Consider the following 18873-nt stretch of genomic DNA (forward strand, 5'->3'; position numbering starts at 1 on the left):
TGAAATCACTGAAAGAATAGGAACCATGACCTCAAATACCCCCGTGTCCGATCAACTGTACGACCGTGCCCGGTCCCTGATGCCCGGCGGCGTGAATTCGCCGGTGCGGGCCTTCGGTTCAGTGGGCGGTACCCCGAAGTTCATGGTCTCGGCCAAGGGCGCCTACCTGACGGACGCGGACGGCAAGGAATACGTGGACCTCGTCTGCTCCTGGGGGCCTGCGTTGTTGGGACACGCCCACCCCGCCGTGCTTGATGCCGTTCACGCAGCCGTGGATCGTGGCCTTTCTTTCGGAGCTTCCACACCGGACGAAGCCAACCTCGCTGAGATCGTCAAGGACCGGGTGTCCGCTGTTGAACGCCTGCGGATGGTATCCACTGGAACCGAAGCCACCATGACGGCCGTTCGTTTGGCCCGCGGTTTCACCGGCCGCAACTTGATCATCAAGTTTGCCGGGTGCTACCACGGCCACTTGGACGGGCTGTTGGCAGCGGCAGGATCCGGCGTGGCAACGTTGGCTTTGCCCGGCTCTGCCGGCGTTACGGAGGCCACTGCCGCTGAAACCCTGGTTCTGCCGTACAACGATCTCGCCGCCGTCGAGGCTGCCTTCGCTGCGCACGGCAATAACATTGCTGCCGTCATCACCGAAGCGGCACCGGCCAACATGGGCGTCGTCACTCCGGGTGAGGGCTTCAACGCAGGCTTGTCCCGCATCACCAAGGAGCACGGTGCGCTCCTGATCGTGGACGAAGTCCTCACCGGCTTCCGTACCGGGTACGCCGGCTACTGGGGCTTGACCGGCCGCCAGGAAGGCTGGGCTCCGGACCTGCTCACCTTCGGTAAGGTCATTGGTGGTGGAATGCCGACGGCGGCACTCGGCGGCCGTGCCGACGTGATGGACTACCTTGCTCCCGTCGGTCCCGTGTACCAGGCCGGAACCCTGTCCGGAAACCCCGTGGCCATGGCTGCAGGAGTGGCAACTCTGACCCACGCAACTCCTGAGGTCTACGCCTACGTTGATGGCCGCTCGCTGGAACTCTCCGCAGCGCTTTCCTCTGCCCTTGATGCAGCAGGGGTGGACCACTCGATCCAGCGGGCGGGCAATCTGTTCTCCGTGGCGTTTGGGACCTCCGCCCATGGCGTACACAACTACGACGACGCGCAGCGGCAGGAAAGCTTCCGCTATGCCCCGTTCTTCCACTCCATGCTGGACTCAGGCGTCTACCTTCCGCCGTCGGTCTTCGAAGCCTGGTTCCTTTCCGCCGCTCACGACGACGCAGCGATGAACCGGATTATCGACGCCCTTCCGGCGGCGGCAAAGGCTGCAGCGGGCGCTACGGCTTAGTTTTTTAGTGATGCCCCGGCCAGATGCTCGAAGCATGTGGCCGGGGCATCGTTGTTTGTCCCGGGGTAGGCTCGTAGGTGGAAACCCACCCCCAACGAATTCACGGTTTACCATGCGCAAGTTCCCGTCCATTGCATCGATTAGTGTCAGCATCGCCACCGCCGGTGTACTTCTGGCGACGGCCTCGGGTTGTTCCAGTGGCCCATCCAACTCCGGCCAAGCCACGGCGGAGGGGACGCCGTCTGTTTCTCCTTCCTCGCCGACAACCACACCGGCACCCTCATCCCCGCCGGCGTCAACCACGCCGTCTGCTGTTACTTCCCCGCCTCCCTCCGCGGCGCCTAGCACCCCGTCATCTGTAGAGAAACAACTCGCCGCGCTCAGCCTTGAGCAGCGCGTGGGACAACTGTTCATGGTGGCCTCTAAAGCCACCGGCGCCGAACCCGGAACCATGGAAGCACTGACCAAGTACCATGCCGGAAACGTTTATCTCAGCGGGCGCAGCAAGGCCGGAACTGCTCCGACGGCTGCCGTGGTGTCTGCCTTGACGGGCACTGTCTCTGCTGCCACAACGGGCGGGCTGCCTCTTTTTGTTGCTACCGACCAAGAAGGCGGATACGTTCAGGTGCTCTCCGGCCCGGGCTTCTCCACGATTCCTACTGCCCTAGTCCAAGCATCTTCCGGGGCGGCCAAGCTCCGGGCGGATGCCGCCACGTGGGGAAAGGAACTTCGCAGCGTAGGGGTCAACGTGAACCTCGCACCGGTCCTGGATACAGTGACCAGCCCGGAATTTGCACCCTCAAATGCCCCCATCGGCCATTTCCAGCGGGAGTACGGCTATGACCCCGGCAACGTCTCGCTGCTGGGCAACGCTTTTGCCGACGGCATGAAAGACGCCGGGGTTGCTCCGGTGGTCAAACACTTCCCGGGCCTGGGCAGGGTGGTTCCCAATACGGACGTCAGCAAAAATGTCCGTGACACCACCACCACAAGGGACGATCCCGCGCTGGAGCCGTTCCACACCGCCATCGCATCGGGTACCAAGTGGGTCATGGTCTCCAACGCCTACTACGACAAGATCGACCCCGCAAACATCGCACCGTTCTCAGCGACGATCATGGACGCCATGCTGCGTGCTGACGCAGGTTTCACAGGGATTGTCCTTTCTGACGACCTCTGCAGTGCTGAGCAACTGGAAGCCTGGTCAGATGCTGATCGGGCCCTGAACTTTTTCGGCGCAGGCGGAACCATGCTGGTGTGTGCCGATCCCACCAGCATCCCGGCGATGCACCAAGCTGTGGTGCAAAAGGCCACGTCAGATCCTGCCTTCCGGGCCAAGGTGGACGCCGCCGCGCTTACTGTGTTGCAAGTCAAGGCCGGTCAATAGCGGCTCCACGTCAGGGATCAGGAACAAAGAACCCCGCCTTCCATGTGAAGGCGGGGTTCTTTGTACGTGGTGCGTTTCCTGTTGTGAAAAGGTCCTTAGAGGACGTCCGAAAGGAAGCCCTGAAGGCGTTCCGTTTGCGGGTTGGTGAACAGCTGCTCCGGAGGGCCGGATTCAACCACCACACCGGCGTCCATGAAGGTCACCACGTCGGAGACATTGCGGGAGAAGCCCATTTCGTGGGTCACCACCACCATGGTCATGCCTCCTTGGGCCAGGTCCGTCATGAGGGCAAGGACGCCCTTGACGAGTTCCGGGTCCAGTGCGGAAGTGGCTTCGTCGAAGAACATCACCTCGGGCTTCATGGCCAAGGCGCGCGCTATGGCTACGCGCTGCTGCTGGCCACCGGAGAGGTTTGCCGGACGCGAGTCAGCCTTGTGCTTCAAACCCACCAGGTCCAATTGGGCCAGGGCTTCGTCGCGTGCCTGCTCCTTGGACATGCCACGGAGCTTACGCAGGGCCAGGGAGATGTTCTCTGCCACAGTCTTGTGGGGGAACAGGTTGAACTGCTGGAACACCATGCCAATACGGCGGCGCAATTCGTCCGGATTGTCCTTGAGGACCGAACGTCCGTCCAGGAGGATGTCGCCTTGGTCCGGTTCGATCAGCCGGTTCATGACGCGCAGGAGCGTGGACTTGCCCGAGCCGGACGGGCCGATCACCGAGGCCGTGGTGCCCTTCTCAACATGCAGGTCAATGCCGCGCAGTACGTGGTTGCTGCCAAAGGACAAATGGATGTTCTTGGCTGTCAGTGTGCCTGATGCAAATTCGCTCATGCCTGGGCTCCCTTTCCTACCACGGCTGCTGCCTCGTCCGGTTCCTTCTTCTCCGGCCGGCCGGAGCGCATGCGGGCGTCTATCCAGTTCACAAAGTGCGTGAGTGGAATGGTCAGCGCCAGATAGAAGATGGCAGCGGCCACGTAAGGGGACAGGTTGCCGCTGTTGGCGGCTGCGTCCTTGCCGATCTGGAAGATTTCACGCTCCGTGGCCAGAAGACCGAGCATGAACACCAGCGAGGATTCCTTGATCAGTGCGATGAACTGGTTCACCAGGGCGGGCAGAACGCGGCGGATGCCCTGAGGCACCACCACTAGGCGCATGGACGAGCCGTAGCTGAACCCGAGGGCTCGGGTTGCTTCGAGTTGTCCCTTGTCCACGCTCTGGATGCCTGAACGGAAGATCTCACCGATGTAAGCGCCCGACATCAAGGACAGTGCCGCGATGGCCATGGGGTACGGGCTGGTTGAACCCGTGAGTTCGCGAATGATGGGGCCGAAACCGAACCCGATCACCAGGATGGTCAGCACCGGTGGAAGCCCGCGGAGGATGTCCGTGTAGATGCGGGCTATCCACCGTGCCGCTGCGTTCCGGGAAATCCCCATCAGGGCGAGCAGCATCCCGAGAGCAGTCCCGATGATGCCTGAGACGACAGCCAGGACGATGGTATTTGGAAGGCCGACGGCGAACATCTTGGGGATGACTTCGCCCATTGCCTCCCAGTCAAAGAAGGTCTCGGCTAGTTGATTGAGGATATCCATGGAACGCCCTGGTTACTTGGCGGGGAGCTGGACGGCCTTGCTGCCCGGCTTCCAGCCCTGGGGGGTCTGCTCGGCAGCAGTCGGACGGTCCTTGTACCACTCGGCCGTGAGCTTGGCCCAGGTGCCGTCGGCAATGACAGCATCCAAGCCGGAGTTCAAAGCGTCGATCAGCGGCTGGTTGTCCTTGTTCACGGCGTATGCAGTGAAGTTTTGGGTGTTGACAACCTTCTCGGCGATCTTGGTGTTATCGCCTTCCTTGACCTGGCCTTCGGCCTGCTGGGAAGGAGCAACCCACGCGTCGATCTGGCCGTTTTTCACGTTGCCGTAGACCGTGTTGTAGTCAGGGAAACGGACTGGCTCAATCTTGAGCGTGTTCGTCATGTAGTCGTCCTGGACGGTGCCCTGGACGACGCCGATGCGCAGGCCTTCCTTGACGTCGGCGAAGCCGGTGACCTTGGAGTCGTTCTTGGTCACGATAGCCATGTAGCCGAAGTCGTAGCCGTTGGTGAAGCCGACCGTCTTGCGGCGGGCGTCCGTGGTGGAGATGGAGGAGGATCCGACGTCGAACTGCTTGTTGCCCACCTGGGACAGGAGCGCGGAGAAGTCGGTGGATGCAAACTCCACCTTAAGGCCCAGCTTGTCGCCGATGGCCCGCAGGAGCTCATTGTCGTAGCCGGTGAACTTACCGGAAGGATCGATGAAGATGTTCGGCGGGGCGTCTGAGAGGGTGCCTACGCGCAGGGTGCCGTCGGTGATCAGGCCCAGCTTGGTCTTGTCGATCTTGTCCAGAGGCGTCACATCGGCGGTGGTGAAGGTATCGAGCGATTTCTGGTCGCTGCCAGCCAGCGCATCGGTGGGGGAGCCGCTGGGCTCGGAGGTTCCTCCACCGCATGCTGCCAGGGAAATCACCAGGGCTGCGGCCACGGGGGCAACAGACAGCCACTTAGGGGCTTTGAATTTCATGAAGAAATCACTTTCATCGGGTAACGGAGACGTTTCGCGGTGGGCGGGGAATGCGGCAGCAGAAAAGCAGCAGAACAAAGGTTGGCTGCCCTAGCAGACTTCAACCCGCCAAACTTAATTATGTCACCAGCCCACTAGCCCGCGGTGAATCGAAGAAGTGAATGCCAGCAATCGAATTAACCGAACAAAGTTCCCATCAGGTGCCCGATGGACTCTGGACTATTCCGGGTTCGAGGCCACGCCTGGAATCTCCGCGCGGCCAGTCCCACCTTTTGGGTTCCCGAATTCGCTGTGACATGCGTCGCAAAAAGTAATGCCTGGCGTGCTTCCTGTTCTAGAAGCCGCCCCGGCTGGCGTCCTCAGGCGGCAGCACCGGCCACTCACCCTCGATCACGGCGGTGGGCTTGCTCCGCCGCAAGTATTGCTGGAAATCAGCAGCCTGGGACGCCGCCCAGTCTACTTGCAGCTGATGCAGTGTGGACGCCGGCATCTGCAGCTTGGGAAACTTGCCGGCCATGGCATCCAAAACGCGGAGGGTAGCCAGCGCATCCGCCGCGGAGGTATGGGCGTTTGTCAGGTCCACGCCGTATTCCTCGCACAAAGCGGTGAGGGTGCGCTTTCCCTTGCGGTAGCGGTCCACTTGCTTGTTCATGACATACGGATCCAGCACGGGGAAACGGCTCAGTTGGGGAACGCCGTAGCGGGCAGACTCTGCCGCCAACACGGTGAAATCGTAACTGGCGTTGAAAGCAATGACGGGAGTGCCGTCGTCGAACAGTCCTTGGAGTACCCCGGCGACTTCGCGTGTGACTTCTGCTGCCGGGCGGCCTTCGGCGCGGGCCTTCTCCGTGGATATTCCGTGCACCTCACTTGCTTCGAGCGGGATCTCCACCCCTGGATCTGCCAACCACTCGTGCTCTGCGATGAGCTCCCCGTGAGCATCCACTACTGTGATGGAAGCGGTGACGATCCGCGCTGACCGCGAGTTTTTCCCGGTGGTCTCGAGGTCGAATGCGGCACGGGAGAGGGTATTCCAGGAACTCATGCCTTCAAGCTACCGGCTGGGTCCGACACTCTTTGGGCACGACACTCCTGCCGTTACGCTGAACACATGCGGATGGAGTATGTGACGGCGGTTCTGGCCGTTGTAGACCTTGTTCCGTCAGGCTCGGCGGTCTCCTATGGTGACGTCGCGGAGCTCCTGGGTGCTGGCGGACCGCGGCAGGTGGGCGCAGTCATGAGCCATTACGGTAGCTCAGTGGCCTGGTGGCGCGTGCTCAGGGCCAGCGGGGAGGCGCCTCCCGGTCACGAGGTTGACGCGTTGAAACATTACCTGCAGGAATCGACCCCGCTTCATGGCGCGTACGAGGCATTCCTGAGGACGGGGGAAGGCCGTTGGAGGGTCGACCTGACAGCAGCACGCTGGGCGCCTTCGGATGGCGACTTCGATCAACTTGATGTGATCTCTGACCAGTTGGAGCGTCAACTCCATAAATTGTCGGTGCCCGATGATGAAATGACTGTGTGACCGCCACTCCTGCCAAAACCCGCCAAGCACCGGCAGCCCTCCGCCTGCTCCCGCCGCGTGAGACCCACTACGCGGCACCCGTTTTGTCCCCGGATCAACGTGCAGTCGTTTCCCTCCCGCAGGGGAGCGGCCCCGTCCTGGTGCCCGGCGGGCCTGGGACGGGCAAGTCAACGGTGCTGGTGGAATCGGCAGTCCGCCGTGTTCGTGAAGACGGCCTGGACCCGGAACAGATTCTCGTTCTCGCTCCCGGGCGCCACGCCGCCGCTGCCTTGCGCGACACCTTCACAGGGCGCCTGGACCGCAGCCTCAGTACGACGCCGGCACGCACCTGGGCGTCGTACGCTTTCGACGTCATCCGGCGGGCAAAGGCTGAAGGCATCCTGCCGCTGTCGCGGCCACCGAAGCTTCTGTCAGGCCCTGAACAGGACCTCATCATCAAGGAACTGCTGGAAGGCCACTCCCGTCCCGGCTTCCATCTGCCTTGGCCGGAGGACCTCGCAGCAGCACTTCCTACCCGCGGCTTCCGTCACGAGATCAGGCAGCTATTCGACCGCATCATCGAATCGGGGCGCACCGCGGATGACTTGGTGGGGCTTGCCTACGAGTGCGGACGCCCTGATTGGATGGCGGCGGCCCAGCTGTACAGCGAGTACCGGGACGTCCTGGACCTCCGCATGCCGGAGGCGTTTGACCCCGCCGGGATCATCACCACGGCACGGCAAATTTTCCAAGACTCGCCGGAGTTCCTCGCCGCCGAGAGGCAACGCCTCCAACTCATCCTCGTGGACGACGCCCAGGAATCAAATCCGGCAGTATTCGAACTCCTTGCCGACATTGGAGAAGGCAAGGATGTGGTGGTCACCTACTCACCGGACACGGTAGTGCAAGGTTTCCGCGGCGCACGCCCGGACTTGGTTTCAGAGTTGCCATCGCTGCTGGGCGGCACCCAGCAATCCGTCCTGGAACGACCCTTATCGGCGACCCACCGGCATACGCCGGAAGTAGCCGAGGCGTGGATGCGGGTAGCGGCCCGCATCTCGCAGCGTTCCGGTGGTCAGCTGGCCAGACAGATGGAACAACCTCAACATCCGGAAAGCCCACGTGAGGCGACCGTCGGCGATGGTCGCGTAGAAGGGCACGTGCTGCCGTCCGCAGTCCACGAGCTCCGGTACGTCGCGCAGCGCATCCTTGAAGCGCAACTGCGGGAATCGCGGGAGTTCAGCGACATCGCAGTGATCGTGCGGAACGGCGGACAGATCTCTCAGTTGCAGCGGTATCTGAGCGGCCAAGGAATCCCAGTGCGCGTTCCCGTAGCGGACTCAGCTGTCCGTGACGAAGTCGCTGTCCGCCCGCTGCTGGAGGCTTTTGCCGTTGTTCTGGACCCGGCAAAACTCACACCGGAAACTGCAGTATCCCTCCTGACATCGCGGATCGGAGGCGCCACTGCCATCGAATTGCGGAGGCTGCGGCAATCCCTACGCCGCGAGGAGCTTTTAGGAGGCGGCGGCCGCTCCAGCGACGCTCTGTTGGTCGAAGCCTTGCTCCAACCGGGGGCACTGGCATCGCTGGGAATTGAAGGCAGCTCTGCCCGCAGGCTCGCCCGTATGATCGCGGCCGGTACCACTGCTGCCGCCGAGCCGGGCGCCAACGCGGAATCTGTTCTGTGGGCCTTATGGCACGCAACGGGGTTGTCATCGCGTTGGTCGGAGATGGCACTTGAAGGGGGCAACGCGGGGGCGCGCGCAGATCGGGACCTTGACGCCATGATGGCTCTGTTCCACACAGCCGAGCGCTTTGTCGACCAGCTTCCCGGTTCCGGTCCAGAGCAATTCCTCGACTACCTGCTGAACCAGGAACTGCCCATGGACACCCTTGCCGCACGGGCACAGCTGGAGGCATGCGTGGAGATCATGACTCCCGCAAGTGCGGCGGGGCGGGAATGGCCGGTGGTGATAGTGGCGGGTCTCCAGGAAGGTGTGTGGCCCAACACCCGATTGCGTGGAGAGCTGCTGGGCAGCACAGTCTATGCCGATGCCGTGGAACATGGAGTGGACTACGCCCTCCGGCGTGGACCCCTCAGCAGGCTCCGGGATATCCGCTACGACGAACTCAGGAGCTTCTCAACAGCCGTGTCGCGAGCCCGTGAAGTGTTGATTTGCACTGCAGTGTCTTCCGAGGACGAACAGCCTTCTGCCTTCCTGGACTACGTGGCCCCGCTCGCATCCGGTGAGTACAAACGCGGTTATACAGCTGTTGATCGACCCATGACCTTAAGGGCACTCGTTGCGGAACTGAGGCAGCATGCCCAGGCAGAAGACGAAGCACCCGGGGAATCCCGTTCCGCGCACGAGGCGGCACGGATATTGGCCAGGCTCGCCACTACGGACCCGCCGGTTCCGGGGGCGCACCCGGACACGTGGTGGGGTTTGGCGCCACTGAGTTCCCAGGCAGCCGTCGTGCCGGCTGGCGGTACGGTCTCCGTCTCGCCGTCCAAAGTGGAAGCTGTCCACAAATCCCCGTTGGACTGGTTTGTCCAAGCAGCCGGCGGGGAAGCGGCCACCGACTTCGCACGCAGTCTGGGCACGTTGGTCCACGCCATTGCGCAGGAGCTTCCCGAGGCCTCGGGAGCCGAGTACGTCGCCGAACTCGTCCGCCGTTGGCCAAGCTTGGGCATGAAGGATAACTGGGAGGGGAAACTTGATTTCCAGCGGGCGGAACTCATGGTCCGGAAGTTGGCCCAGTATGTGCTCATCATGCGCAACGACGGACGAAGCTTGCTGGCAGTAGAGCACGACTTTGAAGTTCAGCTTCCTGATGTCACGGTTGATGCCGTTGGCGTCAGTGGTCCTGAAGCTCTTGAAGAGGTGGCCGTACGTCATGCGGTATTACGCGGCCAGGTGGATCGCCTCGAAATAGATTCGGAGGGCAGGCTTGTGATTGTGGACCTCAAGACCGGCAAACGGCAACCCGGCAAGGCCGAGGTTGCCCGGCACCCGCAGCTGGGTGCCTACCAGGCTGCGGTCCTCAAAGGTGCTTTCCAGGACGCTGCAACGGGACAGGGGCTCACTGATACCGGGGCAGGAACAGGCTTCGCTCCCGGTGGCGCCGTGTTGGCCCAGCTTGGGACCAAAACAAAGAGCCCCGGAGTGCAGCAGCAGGATCCATTGGATCCGGCAGAGAACTGGGCAGAGAGCCTGGTCAACGAGGCGGCCACGCTCATGGCAGGGTCAACGTTCGATGCACGGCACGACCCCGGCAAGTCAGGGCATGGCGGCCATGGATGCCGTCTGCCCGACATTTGCCCGTTGTGCGCCCGAGGAAAGCAGGTCACCGAATGACAACCGAGCTCCTGGACGGCTTCGCCTCCAGCCCCCTGGGTGTAGAGGCAGTCCCCGCGCCCAGATTTTCGCCTTCCGAACTGGCCGGTATCCTTGGCGAGAAGAACCACCCGACACCCGAGCAAGCGGCGATTATTGCCTCGCCCCTCTCACCCCGCCTGGTGATCGCTGGAGCAGGTTCCGGCAAGACGGCCACCATGGCCGACCGTGTGGTGTGGCTGGTGGCCAACGGCTGGGTGCGTCCGGAAGAGGTTCTGGGGGTAACGTTCACCCGGAAAGCTGCTGGCGAGCTGGCGAGCCGGATTCGGTCCAAGCTGGCCACACTCCAGCGGATCGCGGCGGAGGACGACGGCAGCATTGGCTTCCCGGAGGGGCTCGTCGGTGCTGACGAGCTCGAACCCAAAGTGTCCACTTACCATTCCTACGCAAGCGGCATTGTGTCGGACTACGGCCTGCGGTTGGGCATCGAACGGGACGTCGTCTTGCTTGGCGGTGCACAGTCCTGGCAATTGGCCAGCGAAGTGGTGGAGGCGTACGACGGCGACTACGAACACTTCACCGCCGCAAAGTCCACCCTCGTAAATGCAGTCATCCAGCTGGCCGGAGAGTGCGCGGAGCACCTTCAGGACCCCGGGGAGGTGCGCGAGTGGGTTCTGGAACGCGTTGAGACCTTTGAGCAGCTTCCTTATGTGGCCGGGGCCAAGAAGAATCCCAGCCAGGCCGCGGGAGACCTCGCGGCTATGCTCCGGACCCGAGCCAGCGTTGCCGACATGGTGGTTCGCTATCAGGAGGCCAAACGTCAACGCGGGGTCCTCGATTTCGGCGACCTCGTGGCGCTGGCAGCGCGTATCGCCAGTGACATTCCGCTCGCTGCAACCACTGAACGTGCCCGCTACAAGGTGGTGCTCCTGGACGAGTTCCAGGACACCTCCCACGCACAGCTTGTCCTCTTTTCACGCCTTTTCGGCCAGGGTCACGCAGTTACCGCGGTGGGAGACCCCAACCAGTCGATCTATGGGTTCCGCGGCGCTTCTGCAGGGCAGCTCTTCCACTTTGTGCAGGAGTTTCCCGTGCAGCGCTTGGACCCCTCCGGAAGCGATGGTTCCTTCTCCATTGCACCCACCTCTTATCTGACCACTGCCTGGCGGAACGGCAGAAACATCCTCGAAGCCGCCAACACCATCGCAGCGCCCTTGAACAGGGCGGCAGCATCGGAGGGTCCGGCAGGGGACAGGAAGAAAGCCGGTAATGTCTCAGTCCCCGCTTTGGTACCCAGCCCTGCAGCGGTGGATGGGAGTGTAGTGATCGGTCGCTTCGGCACGGATGAGGACGAGGCCGCCGTCATAGCCCGCGATGTCCGTCGCTATCAAAGAACTGTTTTCGAGGAGGAGAAGGACGGCACCCCCGTCAAGCCCACCATGGCGGTCCTGTGTCGCCGGCGGGCGCAGATGGAGTGCCTCCGCCGGGAGTTCGAACTCCAGGGCATTCCCTACGAGATCGTTGGACTTGGCGGCTTGCTGGACACACCGGAGATCGTGGACCTGGTGGCGACGTTGCGGGTCCTCGCCGATCCGGGACGTTCCGATGCTCTGATGAGGTTGTTGGCCGGGGCACGATGGCGGATTGGTCCGGCAGATTTGATGGCGTTCAGCGACTGGTCCCGCTTCCTGGCCCGTCGCCGGTCGACCCCGGAAGCCCGCCATGACACTTTCGAAGACAACGAAGAACCCGCAGCAGTCGTGGTTGAAAGCGATATCACCGATGCCGCAAGCCTCGTGGAGGCCCTTGATTTCCTCCCCCGGCCGGACTGGACTTCAGGGCATGGGCGGAGCCTGAGCCCTGCCGCCCTGGATCGACTGACCAGCCTTGCCTCGGAGCTCCGCTCGCTCAGGAGCTACATCGGAGACGACCTCACCACACTCCTTGGAGAGGTGGAACGTGCCATGCTGCTGGACATTGAGGTTGCCGCCAAACCAGGAATCAGTATTCACCAAGCACGCCGCAACCTGGATGCATTCCAGGATGCAGCAGCAGGGTTCCTGCAGACTTCACAGCGTATTGATCTGCTGGCGTTCTTGTCGTGGCTTGAAGCCGCGGCCTCAGAGGAAGGCGGCTTGGATGTGGCCCCCGCTGAGACCAACCGGGAGGCGGTGCAATTGTTGACTGTCCATGCCTCCAAGGGCCTGGAATGGGACGTGGTTTTTGTCCCTGGACTCAATGCTGGTTCTTTTCCCAGCAGCAGGGATTCGAGGTGGAGCACCGGCGCCGCGGCCTTGCCGTGGCCATTGCGGGGCGATCGTGCTGACCTTCCCCAATGGGACCTGGAGCAGCCTGACCAAAAAGGATGGTTGGACGCCGAGAAGGACTTCAAATCCGAGGTCCAGCATCACGGCGAGGCAGAGGAGAGGAGGCTCGCGTATGTTGCCTACACCCGTGCCAAATTTGTCTTGTGGGCCTCCAGTGCTGCTTGGAACGGCTCTCGATCGGGAATGGCCGGAATGTCCTCCTTCCTTTCCGAACTCGCACCGCTTGCCGGAATGGCTGCAACGGCAGAGGGCGCCAGTGTCACTCATTCGCAGGGCAGTGCTGTGGTCCATCCCCAATCGGTAGCCGAGGAGGCCTTGCCCGAGGAAAGCCCCTTGACCGCAGTGCTCGAGGTAGCCCAATTTCCCTATGACCCCTTGGAGGGGCCTTCGGACCCACGGACCGGTGCCCGCCTGAGGCTTACCCCAGGCAGAAGGCTGGCCATGGATCAGGCTGCGGCCATGGTTCGTCGATACATGGAGGAACCCGGCAAGGATCCTTCAGGCGACCTAACCGGTGCGGCCGGGAGGTGGGCACAGGAGGCAGAACTCCTGCTGGATCGCCAGCGCCAGCTGAAAACCGTTCAGGATGTCCACTTGCCCAGCCATATCTCCGCTTCACTTTTCGTAGATTTGGGGGCTGACCCGGCGGCCGTCTTGCACCAGCTTCGCAGGCCGGTGCCCCGTGAACCGGGCATTTCGGCCCGCAAAGGTACGGCCTTTCATGCCTGGGTGGAGGAGTACTTCGGGACAACGGGCATGTTGGACCTTGATGAAGCGCCGGGTTCGGACTCCCATATTGATCAGGCCTACGGGCTGGATGACATGGTGGCGGCGTTCAAGAAGTCCGAGTGGGCCCAAAGGGCTCCCGCTTTCGTCGAAGTACCTGTGGAAACCCGGATTGGCGACGTCGTAGTACGCGGGCGCATCGATGCCGTGTTCCGTGATGCCGATGGCCGTTGGCAGCTCATTGACTGGAAGACCGGACGACGCCCGGCAGGTATACAACTGGCAACCCGCGCGGTGCAGCTGGCTGTTTACCGGCTCGCATGGGCTCGACTCAAGGACGTTCCCCTGGAGGACGTCAGCGCTGCCTTCTACTACGTTGCGGATGACGCCGTCGTACGCCCACACGATCTTGGCAGTGCCGAGGAGTTGGAGCTGATTGTCGCGAGGGCGTTGAAGAGCGGCAGCTGAATGACCGAAGCCCGGAACTCAGGAACGTTCGGCCGCGCGAAGCGGCGTTACGCTGACCACGCTGATCGCGGCAGTCGAGGTCTCGTCATACCTTGGGGTAGTGCCGCCGTCGCCGTCCTGGGAGCTTTCGGACTCGCCTGCATCCGGAATCGCCGCGACACTGACAGCGGGAACGCCCGCCGGGGAATCTGAAGCCCTCAGCATGGCGGCTTCATTCTCAGCGGCTAGCGCAGCTTCTTCATCGCGGCGCATCTGCTCATCAATGTCGTCGGCGAGTGTCTGCAGCATGGATTCTGCCTCGGCCGTCATGCTCTGGTGCCCAGCCGCCATGGCCTTGACCAAATACTGGGCGAGGGCAAACTCGGCCAGCAGCGCCGCCCGGCGGAGAAGGTGGGCGTCAGGGACGTCCCGTCGGGCCTGGGTGTAGTCCTTCAGGACCGCCTCAACAAATGATGCTTCGTTGGACGCCACCAGCCAGGCGAAATCATCCGCGGGATCACCGATCCGCAGGTCTGTCCACCCCGTCAGCGCTGTCACGGTGTCGTCCTGCACCATGAGGTTGTCCTCGTGAAGGTCCCCATGGACTACTGAGGGATTGAATCGCCAAAGGGCGACGTCTTCAAGGGCATGCTCCCACCGACGCAACAGTGTGGCCGGTATCTTGCCGGTGGTTGCTGCCTGGTCCAGCTCATTGAGTTTTCGTTGCCGGAACTCATTTGCCGAGTAGCTGGGAAGATCCGCGTTGATGACCAAAGTCAATGGAAGGTCGTGAATAGCCGCCAGAGCTGTGCCCACTTCCCGTGCCAGGGCGGGGCTGCCGGCTGAAAGTTCTTCGATCGAGAGCATTGAGCCTTGCAAGTGCGTGTAAACGAACGTCGTCAGGGCACCTTGCCGGACTGTGCCGGCGATGGTGGGCACGTGAAAGGGAAGTTCGGCACGGATTGCCGGCGCGAAGGCGCGCAGCACCATGAACTCGGTTTCAAGCCGCGTGCTTGCCTCCGGATGGCGCGGTGAACGAACCCGCCAGCGTTTACCCTCCGCATCGAGCAGCAACGCTGAGTCGAAGTCAGCGTCATCGTCGGGGGAGTATGCTGCGGCCGTCGGCGCCAGGCCGGGCACCGCCGCGGTTGCTATGGCGGCCAGTTCGAGCGGTGTTCTTCTCACGTTCTCCACGGTAGATTGAGTGCGGCCTGTGGCCATGATGTGGTGCGGCGAGTCTTCAGATCCGCAGGAAATGCGCAGCAAATACGAAGCAAATCCCGGTATTGACACCCCATCGGGCAACATCACAGACAGGTGTCCACAGCGGGGGGCCTTCCAAATGTTTTTTGTCGGTGTGAGTCAGTACGGTAGATACATGAGTTATACGGAGTCGCCGGCGCTTGCCAATCACCTGATGGAGACTGTCCTTCCCATCCGCCCCGCCATGGTGGATCGCGGCTCGGGCATCCGTATGAAACCGGGAATGGTTGAGGAGCTTGTTGCCTCCGGCTCGGCGAAGGCCATGGTCATTTCGCAGCGCAAAGCTTTGGTGTCTGGTGACGGTCTCTGGTTCGGGGACGCCGCGCCGCTCTGGAACGCTCTCACCGCCTCGGGCGGCGGTGCTGTTTCTGCCATCTACCTGGGCACCACCTTGACGTCGTCCTCATTGCCCGAAGGCACGTCGGTTGTGCTGTTCACTGTTGCGGAACCGCCAGCGCCGGGAACCGTTACGGTCCCGCTGGGTACGGAATGGGCAGGCTTCCGGGATGTCGCGGCGCGTCTGGACGCGAACGACACCGCTCTGTTCATTGAGGCCAGTGCAATCTCCAACTGGCATGCAACCCACACGCATTGCCCGCAGTGCGGGACGCCCACGGAAATCGAGGCAGGCGGCTGGGTTCGGCGGTGTCCCAAGGACAACTCAGAACACTATCCGCGGACTGATCCGGCCATCATTGTCACGGTGGTGGGCCCCGATGGCCGGCTCCTTCTCGGTGGAGGCGGGCCCCTTGACGCCAGGAATTACTCAACGCTCGCTGGATTCGTTGAGCCCGGCGAGTCGCTTGAGCAAGCCGTCGTGAGAGAGATAGGGGAAGAAGTCGGCGTCCGTGTGACCGCCTGCCAGTACCTCGGTTCTCAGTCCTGGCCTTTCCCTGCCTCCCTTATGTTGGGGTTCACGGCCACGACGGACGACACCGTGGCGCGGCCCGATGGCGTCGAGGTCACCCGTGCCCGGTGGTTCAGCCGCGAGGAAATGCAGGAGGCCGTGCTGAGCGGTGAAATCACCATCTCAACGCGCTTGTCCATAGCACGTTCACTGATTGAGCATTGGTATGGCGGCGTCATCGAAGACCTCCAGCCGTGACTGAAGGAATCTTTGACGGCGGTGTCTCACTTGAGGATCGCATCCTCGGCGGCTTGGACGACGAGCAGCGCGAAGTAGCCAGTACGCTGACGGGACCCATGTGCGTCCTGGCAGGAGCAGGCACGGGTAAAACTCGCGCCATTACCCATCGAATTGCCTACGGGGTTCACTCCGGTGTGTACAGTCCGCAGAGGCTTTTGGCCGTCACATTTACTGCCAGGGCCGCGGCCGAGATGCGCAGCAGGCTCCGCGATCTCGGCGTTGCAAACGTGCAAGCCCGCACCTTCCACGCCGCCGCGCTGAGGCAGTTGCAGTTCTTTTGGCCGCAGGCAATCGGTGGCACTTTGCCCAGCCTGCTGGACCACAAAGCCAACATGATTGCCGAAGCTTCCCGCAGGCTGCGCCTGAGCACTGATCGGGCATCCATCAGGGATCTGGCGGCCGAGATCGAGTGGGCCAAAGTGTCCATGCTTACCCCGGCCAACTATCTGGAGAATGCCCAAGGACGTGGAACTCCGGGAGGCTTCGATCTCACCGCGGTCTCCAGGGTTTTCCAAGCTTATGAGGACATCAAAACCGATCGAAACGTCATCGACTTCGAAGACGTCCTGCTCATCACCGTGGGGATCCTTCAGGAGGACCCCAAAGTGGCGGCAACAGTCCGGGAACAATACCGCCACTTCGTAGTGGACGAGTACCAGGACGTTTCGCCGCTGCAACAGCGGCTCCTGGATTTGTGGCTCGGTGGTCGGAACGAGTTGTGTGTGGTGGGCGATGCCAGCCAGACCATCTATTCCTTTACCGGAGCTTCCCCCAAGCACCTTCTGGGTTTCAAATCGCAGTTCCCCGAGGCAACGGTCGTGAAGCTCATTCGCGATTATCGCTCGACCCCGCAAGTGGTGAAGTTGGCCAACGATCTCCTGGGATCCCGCCGTAGCGGCGGACCCGTTGCCGATGCCGCGTGGGCCTCGCCCCTCAAGCTCGTCGCCCAACGGCCGTCCGGTCCGGAGCCACGCTTCATGGAGTGCCCGGATGACGAGGCAGAGGCCGCGGTAGTCGCAGGCAGAATCCAGGAACTGCTCAGCACCGGGGTCAAGGCCAGCGAGATTGCCATTCTGTTCCGCACCAACGGCCAGTCCGAAGCGTACGAGCAAGCACTTGCCTCGGCTGGTATCGGCTACCAGCTCCGGGGAGGGGAACGGTTCTTTGCGCGGAAGGAAGTCCGTGATGCGATCCTCCAGTTGCGGGCGGCAACCCGTGCCGTGGCAGAAGGGCCCCAGGAAGCACTAGGCCAAATCGTTCGTGACATCGTCGCGTCACTCGGGTATACAGAGGCCGCTCCACACAACGGGGGAGCACTGCGCGAAAGGTGGGAATCCCTGGCAGCTTTGGTCGCATTGGCTGATGAGCTAGCTGTTAGCCGCGGAGAGTCCTTCACCCTGGGTGAGTTCGTGAACGAACTCCAGGAGCGATCGGTCGCGCAACACGCCCCGACCGTTCAAGGTGTAACTCTGGCTTCCCTTCACGCCGCCAAGGGCCTGGAATGGGATGCAGTGTTCCTGGTGGGCCTCAGCGAAGGCCTCATGCCTATTTCCTTTGCCGACGCCCCCGAGGATGTGGACGAAGAGCGAAGGTTGCTCTATGTCGGCATAACCCGGGCGCGAGAGCACCTGAATCTCTCATGGTCCACGGCCCGAACACCGGGCGGTCGGGCCAACCGCAAGCCGTCCCGTTTCCTCGACGGACTTCGCCCCAATTCCGTGGCTTCCGCAAACGCGCGCAGCAAAACAGGTCCCACCCGACGGAAAGCTGCCGCACCGGCGTCATGCAAGGTATGCGGAAGCATGCTGGCAAGTGGAGCCGAACGCAAGGTGGGTCGATGTAACCAGTGCCCGCCCACATATGAGGAACAAACGTTCGATGCGCTGAGGCAGTGGCGCAGGGACGAAGCCCAGACGGCCGACGTTCCGGCATATGTTGTTTTCACGGACGCCACACTCACGGCCATCGCGGAGGCCAAGCCTTCATCGTTGGAGGAACTGGCTGGCCTGGCTGGAATTGGCCCATCCAAGCTTGAACGCTACGGCGAAGCTGTTCTGGCCGTACTTGCTGAGAGTTCGGAACTCTGATGACGCGTCCACCCGCCCCCGGTGCCGGTGTTTCGCGCACCACGGACGACGGCGCTCCGGTGGTCGTGCGTCGATCAGCCAGACGCCGTCGAACTGTTGCTGCCTTTTGGGAAGACGGCAACGCCGTGATCGCAATCCCAGCCAGCTTCACCAAGTCCCAGGAACATGAGTGGGTCCAGCGTATGCTGGCCAAGCTAAAGAAGCAGGGAGAACGGCAAACAGGTGCTGGCAGGCGCCGTCCCGCCACGGATCAAGCCCTCGCCAATCATGCGGGGCACCTTTCTCGGACGTACCTCGGCGGGCGTGCGGTTCCTACGTCGGTTCGCTGGGTCTCCAATCAGAACTCCCGTTGGGGTTCGGCTACTCCTGCGGACGGCACTATCAGGTTGTCGAACAAGCTCCAGCGAATGCCGCAATGGGTCATCGACTACGTCCTGGTCCATGAGCTCGCGCACTTGCTGGTGGCGGGCCACAACGCCGAGTTTTGGAGACTAGTCGAGGCATACCCTGAGACTCATCGGGCAAAGGCCTTCCTGGAAGGCGTTGCCTTTGCTACATCCCGGGGACTCCCGGAAGAGCCAGGCTCTGGAAACTCCGACGAACCAGCTGGGGACGTGACTGACTAAGCGCCGTGTGACTGAATTTACCCGATGACGGTGCCTTAACCGAGCAACGGGCGCCATGGATATGGCGGCCGTTGCACTTTTTGTTTCCAAGAGTGGAGCCTACTTGGTGGGTGTCT

13 protein-coding genes are annotated in these 18873 nt (G+C 62.3%); 8 read left to right on the top strand and 5 right to left on the bottom strand.

Going from position 1 to position 18873, the window contains the following annotated elements; all coding sequences use genetic code 11:
* Positions 1-25: 25 nt before the first annotated feature.
* Positions 26-1345, top strand: a complete 1320-nt coding sequence (hemL, locus tag MOD31_RS16545; RefSeq protein WP_250821143.1) for a glutamate-1-semialdehyde 2,1-aminomutase — start codon at positions 26-28, stop codon at positions 1343-1345.
* A gap of 112 nt (positions 1346-1457) precedes the next feature.
* The gene (locus tag MOD31_RS16550) at positions 1458-2732 is read left to right on the top strand and encodes a glycoside hydrolase family 3 N-terminal domain-containing protein (RefSeq protein WP_250821144.1); all 1275 of its coding nucleotides are present in this window, start codon (positions 1458-1460) and stop codon (positions 2730-2732) included.
* Positions 2733-2827: 95 nt separating this feature from the next.
* Here the strand turns inward: MOD31_RS16550 and MOD31_RS16555 are convergent, their stop codons facing one another.
* The 4 genes from MOD31_RS16555 to MOD31_RS16570 form a co-directional block, all read right to left on the bottom strand.
* A complete protein-coding gene (locus MOD31_RS16555; protein ID WP_024817418.1) occupies positions 2828-3565 on the bottom strand; it encodes an amino acid ABC transporter ATP-binding protein in 738 nt (245 codons plus the stop codon).
* Positions 3562-4326, bottom strand: a complete 765-nt coding sequence (locus MOD31_RS16560) for an amino acid ABC transporter permease (RefSeq protein ID WP_202979309.1) — start codon at positions 4324-4326, stop codon at positions 3562-3564. Before MOD31_RS16560 ends, MOD31_RS16555 begins: the two co-directional genes overlap by 4 nt.
* Positions 4327-4338: 12 nt before the next feature.
* Complete coding sequence (locus MOD31_RS16565; RefSeq protein ID WP_202979310.1) at positions 4339-5289, bottom strand: ABC transporter substrate-binding protein; 951 nt, start codon at positions 5287-5289, stop codon at positions 4339-4341.
* 334 nt (positions 5290-5623) lie between these two features.
* The gene (locus MOD31_RS16570) at positions 5624-6334 is read right to left on the bottom strand and encodes a 3'-5' exonuclease (protein ID WP_166840086.1); all 711 of its coding nucleotides are present in this window, start codon (positions 6332-6334) and stop codon (positions 5624-5626) included.
* Between the two features lie 66 nt (positions 6335-6400).
* On the opposite strand from MOD31_RS16570, the gene MOD31_RS16575 reads away from it, so the two are divergent.
* The 3 genes from MOD31_RS16575 to MOD31_RS16585 are packed head-to-tail and all read left to right on the top strand — an operon-like array spanning position 6401 to position 13655.
* Positions 6401-6817 carry an MGMT family protein gene (locus tag MOD31_RS16575; protein ID WP_142938515.1) on the top strand — a complete coding sequence of 139 codons (417 nt, stop codon included), beginning with the start codon at positions 6401-6403 and terminating at the stop codon, positions 6815-6817.
* Complete coding sequence (locus MOD31_RS16580) at positions 6814-10155, top strand: ATP-dependent DNA helicase (RefSeq protein WP_142938516.1); 3342 nt, start codon at positions 6814-6816, stop codon at positions 10153-10155. The genes MOD31_RS16575 and MOD31_RS16580 overlap by 4 nt, the downstream gene beginning before the upstream one ends.
* On the top strand, positions 10152-13655 hold the full coding sequence (locus MOD31_RS16585) for an ATP-dependent DNA helicase (protein WP_250821145.1): 3504 nt from the start codon (positions 10152-10154) through the stop codon (positions 13653-13655). The genes MOD31_RS16580 and MOD31_RS16585 overlap by 4 nt, the downstream gene beginning before the upstream one ends.
* A gap of 18 nt (positions 13656-13673) precedes the next feature.
* Here MOD31_RS16585 and MOD31_RS16590 read toward each other — a convergent pair whose 3' ends face one another.
* The gene (locus tag MOD31_RS16590) at positions 13674-14819 is read right to left on the bottom strand and encodes a macrolide 2'-phosphotransferase (RefSeq protein WP_250821146.1); all 1146 of its coding nucleotides are present in this window, start codon (positions 14817-14819) and stop codon (positions 13674-13676) included.
* Between the two features lie 193 nt (positions 14820-15012).
* Between MOD31_RS16590 and nudC the strand changes: the two genes are divergently transcribed.
* Genes nudC through MOD31_RS16605 form a run of 3 tightly spaced genes read left to right on the top strand, consistent with a single transcriptional unit; the run spans position 15013 to position 18757 of the window.
* Positions 15013-16002: an NAD(+) diphosphatase gene (gene nudC / locus MOD31_RS16595; protein WP_250821147.1), complete on the top strand. Its 990-nt coding sequence runs from the start codon at positions 15013-15015 to the stop codon at positions 16000-16002.
* A complete protein-coding gene (locus MOD31_RS16600; RefSeq protein WP_166840092.1) occupies positions 15999-18131 on the top strand; it encodes an ATP-dependent DNA helicase UvrD2 in 2133 nt (710 codons plus the stop codon). The genes nudC and MOD31_RS16600 overlap by 4 nt, the downstream gene beginning before the upstream one ends.
* Complete coding sequence (locus MOD31_RS16605; RefSeq protein WP_142938521.1) at positions 18131-18757, top strand: M48 family metallopeptidase; 627 nt, start codon at positions 18131-18133, stop codon at positions 18755-18757. Before MOD31_RS16600 ends, MOD31_RS16605 begins: the two co-directional genes overlap by 1 nt.
* Positions 18758-18873 lie beyond the last annotated feature (116 nt).

This window comes from Paenarthrobacter sp. TYUT067, from assembly GCF_023656375.1.
In the GTDB taxonomy this organism is placed as follows: domain Bacteria; phylum Actinomycetota; class Actinomycetes; order Actinomycetales; family Micrococcaceae; genus Arthrobacter.

Excerpts from the sequence above, each read along its gene's own strand:
- hemL (WP_250821143.1), top strand. The coding sequence starts at position 26 with ATGACCTCAAATACCCCCGTGTCCGATCAACTGTACGACCGTGCCCGG.
- MOD31_RS16550 (WP_250821144.1), top strand. The coding sequence starts at position 1,458 with ATGCGCAAGTTCCCGTCCATTGCATCGATTAGTGTCAGCATCGCCACC.
- MOD31_RS16555 (WP_024817418.1), bottom strand. The coding sequence starts at position 3,565 with ATGAGCGAATTTGCATCAGGCACACTGACAGCCAAGAACATCCATTTG.
- MOD31_RS16560 (WP_202979309.1), bottom strand. The coding sequence starts at position 4,326 with ATGGATATCCTCAATCAACTAGCCGAGACCTTCTTTGACTGGGAGGCA.
- MOD31_RS16565 (WP_202979310.1), bottom strand. The coding sequence starts at position 5,289 with ATGAAATTCAAAGCCCCTAAGTGGCTGTCTGTTGCCCCCGTGGCCGCA.
- MOD31_RS16570 (WP_166840086.1), bottom strand. The coding sequence starts at position 6,334 with ATGAGTTCCTGGAATACCCTCTCCCGTGCCGCATTCGACCTCGAGACC.
- MOD31_RS16575 (WP_142938515.1), top strand. The coding sequence starts at position 6,401 with ATGCGGATGGAGTATGTGACGGCGGTTCTGGCCGTTGTAGACCTTGTT.
- MOD31_RS16585 (WP_250821145.1), top strand. The coding sequence starts at position 10,152 with ATGACAACCGAGCTCCTGGACGGCTTCGCCTCCAGCCCCCTGGGTGTA.
- nudC (WP_250821147.1), top strand. The coding sequence starts at position 15,013 with ATGAGTTATACGGAGTCGCCGGCGCTTGCCAATCACCTGATGGAGACT.
- MOD31_RS16605 (WP_142938521.1), top strand. The coding sequence starts at position 18,131 with ATGACGCGTCCACCCGCCCCCGGTGCCGGTGTTTCGCGCACCACGGAC.